Here is a 13,194-nt window from a genome sequence, read left to right as displayed (position 1 = left end):
AGATGCTTATCGATGACTTTGGGCCTTGGCCGTTGTCTAGTCAGCGTCAAGCCGATGCTGGACGTGGAACCAGTCAACAATTTCCTGCTGAGGCTCATAACCTGCAACGGCATACCGGAGCAGCACCCTGACCTGACTAAGATCCTCGGCCTTCAGAGCAACCTGAAGCTTTTCAAGCAGGAGCTTGAACTCAGCCCATTCAAAGGCCTCCTCATTGGCACACATGATCATAGGGTGCCTAGTCGGGGAAACATTGTCCCCTATCAGCAGTTCCTCGTATAACTTTTCTCCAGGCCGAAGTCCGGTATATTCGATGGCGATATCTCCATAAGGATTACGCTCGGAACGAACACTGAGGCCCGACAGCTTGATCATTTTTTCAGCAAGCTCAGCGATCAGGACAGGCTCACCCATGTCCAGTACAAAGACCTCACCGCCCTTCCCCAGCGAGCCCGCCTGAATTACCAGCTGGGCTGCCTCAGGAATGGTCATGAAGTAACGAGTTATCTTGGGATGCGTGACGGTCAGCGGGCCGCCCGCCCTAATCTGCTTATGGAAAAGGGGAATCACCGAGCCAGACGAACCCAATACGTTTCCGAACCGCACCATGCTGAACCGCGTCTTATTCACATGAGCGACGTTTGACGACTGATCGAAAAGTCTGGGCGCCACTTCAGTACTCAAGGCCTGAAGAATGAGTTCGGCCATCCGCTTCGTACTTCCCATCACATTGGTAGGTCGAACCGCTTTGTCAGTGGAAATGAGGACAAAGTTGGAAACGCCAGCACGAAGCGCGGCTTGCGCGGAGTAAAGAGTTCCAAATACATTATTCAGCACGCCTTCAGCTATATTATGCTCCACTATAGGCACATGCTTGTAGGCCGCAGCGTGATAAACCGTTTCCACTTTCCAGGTGCGCATTGTCTGCTCGAGCTTGACCTCATCCTTGACAGTGCCAAGTATAGGTAAAATCTCGACACTTAAAGAGTGTCGACGTAGCAGTTTTTGCAACTCTTCGTTTATACAATAAAGATTGTATTCGCTATGATCGAATATGATCAGCCGGAACGGCTTCAGACAGATGATCTGTCGGCATAATTCTGCGCCTATGGACCCCCCTGCGCCGGTCACCATCACTACCTGGGCTTCTATGCATTTTTGTAGAAGATCATCCATTGGCGGAACCGCGTCGCGACCAAGAAGGTCGGCGATATCGATTTCCTGAATATCCTCTACCTTTACCCTTCCACTGGCAAGATCCGAAAGATTCGGAACGCTTCGAACATGAAGCGGAAAACTTTCCAGGAACTCGAGTATTTCGCGCCGCCGGGCCCTACTCGATGAAGGAAGCGCAAGCAAAATTTCGGTAGCTCCAGTTTCTTCGATCATCCTCTCGATATGACGAGGCTTGTATACTTGCAAGCCGGCGATGACACGGCGAGAGAGTGAGGGATCGTCGTCTATGAAAGCCACGGGACGCATGAGCCTTCCCATGCGTAAGCCCGCTACCAACTGATTACCCGCGACACCCGCGCCATACACAGCGACCCGAGTGAGACCTTCATCGCGACTTGCGACAGAAGTCAAATGCTGGCCGGCGAACCAGTCACCCAGGAAAAACTGTCGCATCGCCAAGCGCAATCCACCCAGGATTACCAGACTAAGCCACCAGTAGTTGAAGATGACCGACCGGGGAACCATGGCCTTGTGATTACTGTACCAGAATATTGCCAACGCCAGTATCAAGGCGGCCAAAGTCACCGCTTTGGCGATGGTGAGCAATGCGTCGTTGCCAAAGTAGCGAAGAACCGCCCGGTACATGCCGAGCCGAATGAATAGTGGGATGGAAATAACCGGGGCCGCAATGAACAACCACATATAATCGCCCAAGGGGCTGATCAAGTCCTCGATGCCCAGCCGTACCACGAACGCCAACCAAAGCGCCAACCAGACCAACAAGATGTCCACTACTACCTGAAGCAGGCGCTTTTGCCTCCTCGGCAAGGCGAGCATGTACAGACGCAAAGCGTTCACTCAAGCTCCTTCCGTATGGCATGCCACGAATCGCGGCGGCCCGACAATTGATATCCTTTAGCCATCAGCCTCTCGATTCGCTGGTGAATTCGTATTCTGGTATCGTCGGCATCGACAACGCCAGGGTTGAAGCGTATGTCAAAAACGTTTGGCTGGGAACGCTATCCTCGCGGTCAATCCGGCAAATTCGGAACGTAGGCAGAATTCAGGAGATTTCATGCACAAGCCCCTCCTTACCGTAGCAAGTGAAGTCACACCGGGGCATAGCCGGTGGTGAACGAGGTAGCAGTGCTTCTTTGTACGTATAATGGTGAGGCTTTTTTACAGGAGCAGCTTGAATCCATAGTCAGCCAACGTTACCAGCACTGGCGACTGTACGTATCTGACGACGGTTCGACCGATTCAACGCTGCAGATCCTCAGAGGCTACCAACGACAGCTTGGTGACCGCATGTCAATCCTTGAGGGTCCGCAGCGCGGGTTCGCGAGAAACTTCTTTACATTGCTCCAACACCATGGCCTGTCGGCCGACTATTATGCCTTTTGCGACCAGGATGATATCTGGTACGGGGATAAGCTCGAGCGCAGCGTAAAGGCAATAGAAAGATTCCGTGGCGAGCCAGCCCTTTATTGTAGTCGCACTCGCCTGATCGACGAGCAGGGCCGGTGCATGGGGCATTCTCCATTGTTCAAGCGCCCCGCCTGTTTCCGCAATGCGTTGGTACAGAGCGTGGCCGGCGCCAATACGATGCTTATCAACAAAATGGCGCGTGAGCTTTTACTTCAGGTTGACAGTGAGGTCCGGATCGTCGCTCATGACTGGCTAGCGTATCTGGTGGTGAGCGCGGCCGCGGGCCAAGTCATATATGACCCTGTTCCAACACTGGACTATCGACAGCACGCAGCCAATCTGATAGGAGGGAATACCACACTTCGAAGCCGTATACATAGGCTACGCTTCCTCTGGGATGGCCGCTTTGCGCAATGGAACGATGCGAACATTGAAGCCCTTGCTCCTTTTTATGAAAAAATGCCCGCCTCTAACAAGAGCTGCTTCAATCTTTTTAAACGGGCCCGTAGCGCTTCCATATTCGGGCGAATTCGCCATCTCCGACAGTCAGGTGTCTATCGTCAAACCAGCCTCGGGAACCTTAGCCTGCTCCTGGGCAATATTACACGCCGTATCTAGGCGGCCCGAAGCAAGCCAGGCTGCGGAATACTGCCGATAGGCTTACCTACGGCTTGGCGCAAGGAACAAAAATCTAACTTGATCGTCATATCGTTCTGATTCAAGCCAGGGCTCGGCAGACGTCGTCCCCTGGCTAATCTGAAAATATTTTGTGTCAAAGCCCACCGGCTTCCCACCCTTCGTTTCACGGAACGGCGGTACACTACTGGCTCTGAGCGGCTACCTTCCACTGGACTGACCTAATGCAGAATCTTACAAAACACGCTTTTACGGTCACTGCGCAGACACGGGCGCAACAAAAGCAACAACAGCCCGTGGTCATCTGGCTTACCGGGCTGAGCGGCTCCGGAAAATCAACGGTGGCAAGCGCCCTTGAACAGAGACTAGTAGCTCAGGGCAGGCACACCTATCTACTGGATGGAGACAGCGTACGCTTGGGATTATGTTCCGATCTTGGGTTCTCGGACAACGACCGGCAGGAAAACATTCGTAGGGTTTCCGAAGTTGCCAAGCTGTTCGTTGAAGCGGGGCTGATAGTCATCACGGCGTTCATTTCACCCTTTTACCGGGATCGAGCGCTGGCCAAGAGGGTAGTTGGCGCTGATCGTTTCGTGGAGGTATATATAAGCACTCCGCTGGAAGAATGCGAGCGTCGCGACCCCAAGGGCTTATACAAGAAAGCCCGTGAAGGGCATATCAAAAATTTCACCGGTATCGATTCTCCGTATGAAACGCCGAACTCCCCGCAGGTGCGGGTAGAAACCCTTGACCGAAGTGTGGATGAGTGCGTAACTCAAATCCTCAACCACCTCGAACGGTAAGTTTCAATGAGGACCGTGGCCATCGTTGGGGCCGGATTCAGCGGTATCGTCACCGCGATCAGGTATCTGAATGAGGCAGGGCCAGATGATCGCTTGTTGATCATCGATCGAGCTCTAGGGCCACCGGGTGGACTCGCCTATGGACTCTGTGATGAACATCATCTACTCAATGCGCCCGCCGGCGGCATGTCGGCATTCGATGAAGCGCCCAACTCCTTCGTCGACTATGGAAGGACACGTGGCTGGAATATCCACGCAAGCACCTACGCATCCAGGCACTGTTATGGAGAATACCTGAGGTATCAGTTGGAGGCGGCTGTAGCCTCGTCACAGGGGCGCTATACATTCATTGCCGGTGAAGTCGTGGCGGTTAATCCTCACTCGTCCGGAGCACAGATCATCATAGAAGGTCAACCGCCCTTATTTGCCGACCACGTAGTGCTGGCGCTCGGTAATTTCCCGCCCGCTTCAATATCTTCGCTTGCACAGATCAGAAGATCCGAACGATATGTAACCGACCCATGGAATGGCCGTTCTGCCTTGCGGCCATCAGGCAATGCGACCGTCCTATTGATGGGTTCAGGCTTAACCGCAGCCGATTTGGCACTTAGCATCTTGAGCAATGCACCGAGTACGCGAGTGATCATGCTTTCCCGGCGGGGTCGAGTGCCTCGGGAGCATATTGTCGGTGCACGGATGACCGTGTCGTTCCAACAAATGGTTGATGAGATGCTCAAGGTGCATCCTTCCGCTAGAGCTTACGTACGGACTCTGAGGCACCACTTGGCAGCCAGGCCCGATTATTGGCGGGAAGCCTTCGCTGCCCTGCGCCCTATAACACGTGAATTATGGGAGCGCATGCCTCTCGTAGAGCGACGTCGATTTCTCCGGCATGTTCAGCCATTGTGGGATACACATCGCCATCGCGTACCGCCGGACATGCAGCTAAAGCTGCAAGGCGCATTTCTAAGCGGCAAGCTGTCTTATCTGGCCGGCCGCATCACGGAGGTCACTGAGCGAGAGAGCCTGTTCGAGGTGAAGGTATCCCTGCGTGGCCAAGAGCGTGCCTGTGTTCTCGAATGTGACCTGATAGTGAACTGTACCGGGCCATCGATGCGCCTGTCGGAAATAGACTCTCGGCTGGTACAACACCTGCTGGCCCGAGGCTTGATCACTCCCGACGAGCTCGGTCTTGGTTTACACGTTCAGAGCGACGGGGCTGTTATCGAATCAGACGGCACGGCTAGCAAGTGGCTTAGCTATATCGGGCCAATGCTAAAGGCAATGCACTGGGAGGCGACTGCCGTACCTGAGCTGCGACGCCATGCTCACCGCTTGGTTAGCAGACTCGTACGTCGGGCAATCGGTACCCAGACCGGCTGAAGATGATACTCAATCTAAAATGCTTGCAGTTTTTAGGCTATCGCCACGCCAATAGCCCGCCATACCGGGACGAGCGACTGCCCGCCCGGTATGAGGAGGTCAGTCTGCGGGAACCTGACGGATGATAGTCCAGTCAGTGTCAGGATTTCCGTTGTTATCAACGACTACCTTATAGTTTGGACCTGGCGACGTATCCAGTACTACCGAGATCGGACGCCCAAGCGTCACGATTTCGCGCTCATGGTAGCGGGCACCACCTCTGGTGACTTCAATGCCAACGCTTGCAGCCCCTCGGGCCACAGCATCCGAGGGCACATTGTCCGAAATGGATACCACCAGCGTCGCTGTGGGCATGTGTGATTTCGTAAGCGCGGTAGGCGAAAGCTCGAAGCTACTCGGCGTCGTTTCTCCAGGGTGGACAAAGATTGCCCCCCCATTCCCCGCGGCGCGGATCACGCCAAAGGTATCGCCTAATTGGGGCGCAAGCACTTGTTCAAATAATGGCGTATCGAGCGCGCCGCAGCTGTCATCAGTGGTGCATACCTTCAGTCGCTCATCCTTGCCAGTGACTTTATCCAAAACGTCATTACGGACATGAACACCGAAGGCAAAATCTATACCCTCCTGACGGGCGCCTGAAAACATCTTGACCAAGGTATAGTCCTTTGTCTGGCGGTTCGTCCGAGCGACAATAATCTCTGGCCGATATTTTTCCACCATACTTCCTTCTTCATAAGGGCGATTCAAGAAAGAGCCATCGTAGACATACCGCTTAGAATAAAAAGCCGGCGCCCCGAAGTAGGTATACACTCGAAAATTCTTTGGCGCATGTTCGTCCACCCATATGCCGGCTTGTCTTCGGTCCTTTTCGAGAGAAAGATATCGCTCTATTGCAACCGACATGAATTCGCTATGCTCCTTCACTTGGGCGATGAGATAAATAGACGTCACCAGGAAAAGCAGCCCTGCAGTATAGCCGCGGGTTTTACACTTCTCCCATAGCGCCTGCGCGCCCAGCGCAGCAATCACCAACAAGCCATATATTGATGGCATTGCATACCAGTCATAGGGTTCCAGTGGATGCTTAAGGGTATAGGCTACAAGGTGGGTAATTATCAATCCAAGCAAGTAGATATGCACCGGAGCGGCCACTCGTAGCTTGAGCAGGATCGAAACCAGCGCCAGACCGGACAAAAGTATGTGATAGTTTTCGTAAAGTACGAACCTGCCAAACCACCGCCAGTCGATGATTGCGGGCTGGTTCTGGAAAAGGCTTTTCGTTATGAACGAATTGGGAATAGGAAGACCAAACCAGAACCATGCGAACCCATACCATGCAACGGAGATCGCCACCGCTATTCCCACAGCCCGGTATTGAATCCTACCCGCCTTGAAGCTAAAGGCGCAGAGCAGCCAGAACGCAACGGGAATCTGGTCAATCTTGTCAATCGCCAGAAGCCCGGCCGTAATGCCAACATACCATGCGTTATTGTTCGCAGACAGCGCGAACAGGCCAGCCGTTAAAATCGCAACCGTCAAAGGTGTCTCAAGCCCGGCCGTGCTTAGAAACCAGATGAAGTGGCTATCATAACAGGCGAACGCCAGGAAGAAGACGCCGGCGACGTATCCGAAACGTCTTACCAGCAAGCCGCTAGTGGCGCTCAGCGCCAGCGCGCCCAAGGCGCTCCCTCCATATACGATCGCGTCCAGAGGGGCGAACCCGAGCTTTATTATGGCCGCGATATAAAGTGGATAAAGAGGCGCAGAAGCGCCCCAGACAGGTGCCTCTCCAGGATTCCAGATCCAGAAATAACCGTTGGCCATATTTTGCGCATACTTCAGAAAGAATGCACCATCATCTGCGATGACCCCATACCAGGCGCCATGCATCTTGACGAGGAAAAGGAGCAGGCTGAAGAATGAAAAATAGACTGCTGCCATATGAGAGCGAGGCGGACCTTTGAACAACGCCTTGATGCCTGGGGGCGTGCTTGCTTCCAGCATTGGAACTCCGGTAAATGTTTCGATAAAAAAAGCCAACCATGGACCGCGCCGCTGGCACAGCGCACTTTCATCGGTGTGGGGTAGGCCAGCATTGCTATACAGCAGAAGGCTATGGAGCGATTAGCGACCTCATACTGCCGAGGCGCGTCCTCGCTCGACAAGCGCAGCCACCTGGCCTGCGAATTTCTCGCCCTCCGCCTCCCAACTGGTCGAGGCAACGAATGCCAAGCCGTTTTGTCTCAGGCGCAGCGCTGCCTCAGCTCCGCCCAGGACTTCCTCAAGGGCACTGGCCAAGCCATCGACAGTGGGCTCGGCGAGCATTGCCACGTCGTCATTGAGCAGCCACTCCGTGAACTCCGCACGATTGCTGACCACAGGCACGCCGCACGCCATGATTTCCAGCGGTAGAAGCGAAACGTTGGTGAACGATAGAACCAGGGCAGCGTCACAGGAGTGATAAAGGGCACGCAGCCCCTCCTGATTCATTAGCCCGGCGTGTTCGCACGCGAAAGGAAACGCGTAGTGGCTTACATCCCACCCGGCCATGACAACCGTGAATCCGGGCAAGCGCCTCCCAAGCTCAGCGAACACCAATACCCCGAGATCAAAGGCGCGTCGGGCAGTAGGCGGACGTACATAGAAGAATATGCGCGGCTTTTCTTTTCTGAGCGGTCGGTCCACCGGCCCGTAAAGATTTCGATCATAGGAAAAGCCTAAGGAGGTGGTAACCATTGAGAATTCATCAGCCAAACGACGTGCTAACCAATCACCGGCTGTAAAACCGTGGAAACCAAACCGATAGGTCTGCTCGGCAAGTGCATGCTCGGTACCGGCGGGGAAGAACCATGGCTCATAATCCTGGACAAAATAACATTTATGCGTTTGGGCACGAAGATTGTGAACAGCATATGCAGTCTGCCACGACGTGGCTATGCTAACCGCCGCGCTAGGCACAACATCGTTTATGTAGAATACTTCAGCACCAGGCAAATCGAACCAGTCATGAATCTGTTTTTGAACTTGCCTGATCGATAGATGGCTTTCATCGTCTACAATGATTACCCGGTTGGAGAAGCCCTGGTCACCCAGGTACTTTAGGAAGCGAAAGATGTTCAGATGTCCGCCTGACCCCTTTCCTATCGGAGGAATGTACCAGTTTACCGAACGCTCGCGCCGGGCCACGGCATGATCGGGCCGCTGCACATTTGGGGTCCATTCGAGAAAACGATAGGCATGCACTACATCCGGCTTCGTCAGCAGTGCACGCGAACTTCTCAAACGTCTGGATACAATCTTCAGCAATGATCCCAGACCCTCGCGTCGGATATGGTCGAGCGCCTTCTTCAATTGCGAACGGAATAAATGAATATTCAATATCAAGCCTTAACGCGTTTCAGCTTCTGGTCTCTGGAGCAAAGCGCTACCAGGCAGGGTGTGTGTAGATCCGTACGACTGCCAAGCCATCCTCCCGCGACTCGCATGAGGTTATCTATCGGCATCTTCAGTACATCGAGGATCCGAATGCCTTCTCCCTTCGCTCGAGCGATACGCAGGGTTCGGATATCTCGCAGCGTCAATCCCAACCACCGCCGCAGCAGCACAGTCACGCCTTTGGCATCGTCGTACCTGAACAAAGCTTCCAGCGCTCGACTTTCATCGAAGCTACGCTGGAAACGCTCGAAAAGGCCGTAATTATGAGAGTGGTAGACTACCGAACCTTGAGCGTAGGCCTTTTTGAATCCCGCTTCTATTATAGACCTGGCCCAGGCCTGGTCTTCCGAAAAATCGATTTCCGGGTAAGGGTATTGTTCCCAAACTGAACGCCGGATCAAAGCATTGTTATTAGAGAAGAAATAGAGGTTCTGGCGGTAACCAGGGTCCCTTTCATATCTGGGTTGGTCCTGCAACCAAACAACCGGTTCAGATTCGAAATTCAAGAAATGATGGTCGATTTCCTGCCTGGTAAAAACCGAAGCGTCCGTGTGCGCTACATGTCTGCCAAACACCCCAGCAATCCCGGGAGCTTGCTCGATTGCATCGACCAACTCTGCCAGCCATAGATCGTTATAGGGCAGCGCATCCTGCGTAATCACAGCGATGTACTCCCCCTTAGCATGTGTAATAGCAAGGTTTCTCGTCCGCCCGTGTTGAAATTCCTCAGCTGAAATCCGGATCAGCTTGACTTCCGGAAAACTTTCAGCGATCGGTACGGTTTCATCCTTGGAACCCGAGTCCACGACAATGACCTCATAAGGCCAGTCCGTTTCCTGAGTCAGGACCGAAGTCAGCACTTTCTGAAAAAGGCTCCCGCCATTCTTGGTCGGTATGATCACTGACACCTTCGGAAGCCTGGGCGATGCGGGAATCATTTAGCCAGCGATCTCCGCATCCATGCGGTCGTCAATTTCAACCCTTCCTCAAGGCCCACCCTGGGCGTCCAGCCAAGCTCGCGGCTTGCCAGGCTATTATCCAATACACTCACTGGGACGTCGTAAGGCCGTCCAGGCAGGTATTCCTTTCGTATGGATTCACCTGTTGCGTTTTCGATATGCCTTACCAACTCATTGATATCAACGCCGATGCCGGAACTGATATTGAATACGTTGTGAGTTCCGTTGTAATCAATGGCGGCGGCGAAAGCATCCGCTACGTCAGATACATAGATATAGTCACGGGTAACGCTACCATCACCCCATATTTGAATCGGTTGATGCTGCAAGGCCTTGCTTAGGAACACTCCGACAGCGCCCTGCGCAGTTTCGACCCGCTGGCGCTCACCGTATGGGTTGGCTACACGCATGATGGTTGCGCGGATACCATGAAGCTGCTGATACATTAGCAAAAACTTTTCAATAGCTAGCTTCGTGATCCCATAGGACACCAAGGGTTCCGTGGGATGAGATTCCTTTATCGGCGTGGAAACGGGCTTGCCGTAAACCGTCCCACCTGAAGAAATGAACATCACGCGGGAGATTTTTCTCTCGACCATTGCGTTCAACATATGCAACGTGCCTACCAGATTGCTCTGGACATCGTAGATAGGGTCATCATTCGATGTCTTGGGTAATGTCGTTGATACGAGATGTAGAACCGCGTCCATTCCGTCGAGCGCCGCGGTGACATCATGGTTGCTGGTCAAGTCGCCAGCAACCCAATCTACCGATTCGGTTGCGAGGAAGTCGCGATACGGCTGCACACGAGGGCGCTCGAAGATGCGAAGCGCATGGCCATCCTTGAGCAGCCTGTCGGCGATTGCCGAACCGATGAAGCCGCCTCCGCCGAAAATCAGAATATTCATTTTATCTCGTAATGTTCTGCACGTTGGTGGAAGAAATAGTGTAGCCCTTGGCGACGGCAACCATCGGCATCAGACGCTCCAGGGCATGCAGCATGGTACCGTCGAACGGCAAAGGCTCGGTAGGGTAGTCATCCCAGCCGAGGCCCAGCTCCAATAGAGGCCGCATGCATTCAGCGCGCGCCCAGAACATGGTTCCCACGGGAAAGACAATGTCGCTCGGCAAGTGATCGAGACCCAGCTTTGCCATGAACGGTCGGGCAAATGCCATGTTGGAGTCCCACCCTACTAGGTTGGGGTCATCCGGAAAGACCATGCCCAGCTGCTTGTTCTCAATCAGCCTGGATACGATAATATCTGCCATGGGCGCGGACTTACCTAGCAGATTGGCAAGCAGGAACTCGTACCATATCCGGCCGACCATAGGGTCTTTGTAGTCTTTGGTCTTCTTGGTATGGAAATGACCGACTATTTCATAGTCCAGCAAATGGCGCTGTCCGAAGCCACTTAGGAACGGACCTATGTCGCGCCCCACATTAGGCACAACTTCGATTGCCTTTACAGTACCTTTATAGCGCTGACATGCAATGGCCGCAGCTTGCTTGATGGCTTCGTCAGGCACGCTGAGGAACAGATCCGGCCGTAGGGCATTGCCTTCAAGCCCCTCGAGGATGTCTTCGAATAGGTCAATATAGTAAACGTGCACATGCAGAGCTATCCGAAGGCCAGCCGGTATAACAGCCGCCGGCGTATCGGGCGTTATGACGTCCCACGCCCATGCCCCAGCCGGGCGTCCATTCTGCAGATAGCTAGCCAGTGGATCCTGGCCCGGTCGATAATCGGCGCACTGTTGCGCATACATGCCAGGATGAAAGCCGGGGAAAAGCTTACGTTTCTCCACGCCACTGGCCCAGGCCCGTACATAGGTGCGCAAGGTATCGAAGTCGGTTTTGCATACCAGGTGGCGAGCAATATAATCCTGCCGATATACCTTGGCGGCAGTAATCAGGTCGAAATCAGCCTTTTCCTGCCGTGTACGTACAGCTGCCGCATTACCGATGTCCTCCAGCCCCTGAATATAGTTATCCATGGAGAATACATCCAAGGCGCTCGCCCTGAGTGTGGCGCCAAGCGCTAGCCGCGCGTGATCGTCCCTGGCAAGTCCAATGACTTTGTCCGCAAGCTCCGGGACATGAAGATACCGTGCGACACATGCCTGTTGTACGCAGCAACGCTCCAGAAAATCGGTCAAGCCTGTGGTGCGTTCGAAGCACAGCACCGGCACCCCGAAGCACATTGCGTCGATTGCTACATTTGGCAACGGGTCGAGCCTGGAAGTGATCAGGACCATTGCCGATTGTTCATAAGCTACCTCGATCGCCGAAGTCTCCGGTATGAAGGTGACATGGTCTTCAAGTCCGGCTCTCAGTATTTGGTCGTACAAGTAGGCCGAGTACTGGATATCACGCTCAGGATCATAACCCTTCCCTACCCAAACGAAATGCAAGTCATCCATTCCTCCACGTTCGTATACCCGCAGCGCGCAGTCGATGAAGAGTTCCACGCCCTTGCGAAGCTGGACGAGGCCGGCGCCTAGAACGATCTGTTTGCCTCCTTGCTTGAGTGCCTTGAAGCGTGCTTCGAGGCGTTCGGCTTCTGTCGAGTCCGTGGGCTCGTCCTCTGGTACGAAGGATAAATCACATCGCCCTTGGGGGAGGATATGTACAGGACGATCAGCGAGTACAGGTAGTTCCTTTACCGCACTTTGATGAATTACCGTCGAAGAAAACACGACCTCTGTGGACCAATACAATACCTCCAGAAAGGCGGTCTTCGGTCTAATGTAGGCTGGAAATTCATGAATCAGGCTGACCGTCGGGACAAAGTTAGAAGCCAGCCCCGGCAGCACTACTCTTGATTCGACACTATTGATGTAGGCGAGCTTGATAGGCTTCAACGCGCAGACTTTGTCCATGAATAGACGCGCGTGGTCAGCGCTGGCGCGTAGCCCATAAGCGCTGACCACGGCTACGCCCGGCTGGTCGAATGCCTCGCTGAGTTCTCCTGGGCCAAGCAACACCGCAATAACGTTGTACCTGGCCTTGAGGCGCATGACCAGATTCAGGCTCAGGACAGGCGCGCCGGTGCGCGACGCCTCGTGACTGACCACCATCACGGTCTCCCGTGAAGGGTCCAATGCCGCGATCCGATCTCCATTCTCGACCGTGGGGGATTGGCCCACCCGACCTTCCCGGCGACCATGGAACACGTAATGTCGGTACGGATCTACTCGTGATGCAGCAATATCAGGGTATTGAGCCAGATAGAAGTCGGGGTCGAACTGGATCTTGTCTTGGTTAAGCGAAACGTACGCGCGGGCGTACAGGTTCTTCAACAATCTAGCTGCAAGTTGCTTGAGCCGAGCGCCTGTACTGCTTGAAACATATTGCCGGGGTGAGGTCATGGGAT

At 53.9% G+C, this 13,194-nt stretch carries 9 protein-coding genes; 3 read left to right on the top strand and 6 right to left on the bottom strand.

Going from position 1 to position 13,194, the window contains the following annotated elements:
* Positions 1-36: 36 nt before the first annotated feature.
* Positions 37-2,034 carry a polysaccharide biosynthesis protein gene (locus ACP691_RS03885; RefSeq protein WP_426150135.1) on the bottom strand — a complete coding sequence of 666 codons (1,998 nt, stop codon included), beginning with the start codon at positions 2,032-2,034 and terminating at the stop codon, positions 37-39.
* Between the two features lie 273 nt (positions 2,035-2,307).
* On the opposite strand from ACP691_RS03885, the gene ACP691_RS03880 reads away from it, so the two are divergent.
* From ACP691_RS03880 to ACP691_RS03870, 3 genes are all read left to right on the top strand, one after another.
* A complete protein-coding gene (locus tag ACP691_RS03880; protein ID WP_426150134.1) occupies positions 2,308-3,222 on the top strand; it encodes a glycosyltransferase family 2 protein in 915 nt (304 codons plus the stop codon).
* 242 nt (positions 3,223-3,464) lie between these two features.
* Entirely contained in the window at positions 3,465-4,043 is a 579-nt protein-coding gene (cysC, locus tag ACP691_RS03875) for an adenylyl-sulfate kinase (RefSeq protein WP_426150133.1), read from the top strand.
* A gap of 6 nt (positions 4,044-4,049) precedes the next feature.
* Positions 4,050-5,426, top strand: a complete 1,377-nt coding sequence (locus tag ACP691_RS03870; RefSeq protein ID WP_426150132.1) for an FAD/NAD(P)-binding protein — start codon at positions 4,050-4,052, stop codon at positions 5,424-5,426.
* Between the two features lie 99 nt (positions 5,427-5,525).
* Here ACP691_RS03870 and ACP691_RS03865 read toward each other — a convergent pair whose 3' ends face one another.
* The 5 genes from ACP691_RS03865 to ACP691_RS03845 all read right to left on the bottom strand — a co-directional run bounded on the left by ACP691_RS03865 (position 5,526) and on the right by ACP691_RS03845 (position 13,189).
* Positions 5,526-7,430 (bottom strand): hypothetical protein, encoded by a 1,905-nt coding sequence (locus ACP691_RS03865; protein WP_426150131.1) that lies wholly within the window; start codon positions 7,428-7,430, stop codon positions 5,526-5,528.
* A 129-nt stretch (positions 7,431-7,559) separates the two neighbouring features.
* Positions 7,560-8,804, bottom strand: coding sequence for a glycosyltransferase (locus ACP691_RS03860; RefSeq protein ID WP_426150130.1), 1,245 nt, complete (start codon positions 8,802-8,804; stop codon positions 7,560-7,562).
* A 2-nt stretch (positions 8,805-8,806) separates the two neighbouring features.
* Complete coding sequence (locus ACP691_RS03855; protein ID WP_426198500.1) at positions 8,807-9,763, bottom strand: glycosyltransferase family 2 protein; 957 nt, start codon at positions 9,761-9,763, stop codon at positions 8,807-8,809.
* Between the two features lie 32 nt (positions 9,764-9,795).
* Positions 9,796-10,728, bottom strand: a complete 933-nt coding sequence (locus ACP691_RS03850) for an NAD-dependent epimerase/dehydratase family protein (protein ID WP_426150128.1) — start codon at positions 10,726-10,728, stop codon at positions 9,796-9,798.
* Between the two features lies 1 nt (position 10,729).
* On the bottom strand, positions 10,730-13,189 hold the full coding sequence (locus ACP691_RS03845) for a rhamnan synthesis F family protein (protein ID WP_426150127.1): 2,460 nt from the start codon (positions 13,187-13,189) through the stop codon (positions 10,730-10,732).
* Between the last annotated feature and the right edge of the window lie 5 nt (positions 13,190-13,194).

The sequence above is a fragment of the Pseudomonas sp. DC3200b2 genome (genome assembly GCF_049895785.1).
In the GTDB taxonomy this organism is placed as follows: domain Bacteria; phylum Pseudomonadota; class Gammaproteobacteria; order Pseudomonadales; family Pseudomonadaceae; genus Aquipseudomonas; species Aquipseudomonas massiliensis.
Note: the sequence above shows the minus strand (reverse complement) of the source record. Positions and strands in the feature narration are given on the sequence as shown.

Bases quoted from the DNA above. Each gene is read 5' to 3' on its own strand.
- ACP691_RS03870 (WP_426150132.1), top strand. From the start codon at position 4,050: ATGAGGACCGTGGCCATCGTTGGGGCCGGATTCAGCGGTATCGTCACC.
- ACP691_RS03845 (WP_426150127.1), bottom strand. From the start codon at position 13,189: ATGACCTCACCCCGGCAATATGTTTCAAGCAGTACAGGCGCTCGGCTC.
- cysC (WP_426150133.1), top strand. From the start codon at position 3,465: ATGCAGAATCTTACAAAACACGCTTTTACGGTCACTGCGCAGACACGG.
- ACP691_RS03865 (WP_426150131.1), bottom strand. From the start codon at position 7,430: ATGCTGGAAGCAAGCACGCCCCCAGGCATCAAGGCGTTGTTCAAAGGT.
- ACP691_RS03850 (WP_426150128.1), bottom strand. From the start codon at position 10,728: ATGAATATTCTGATTTTCGGCGGAGGCGGCTTCATCGGTTCGGCAATC.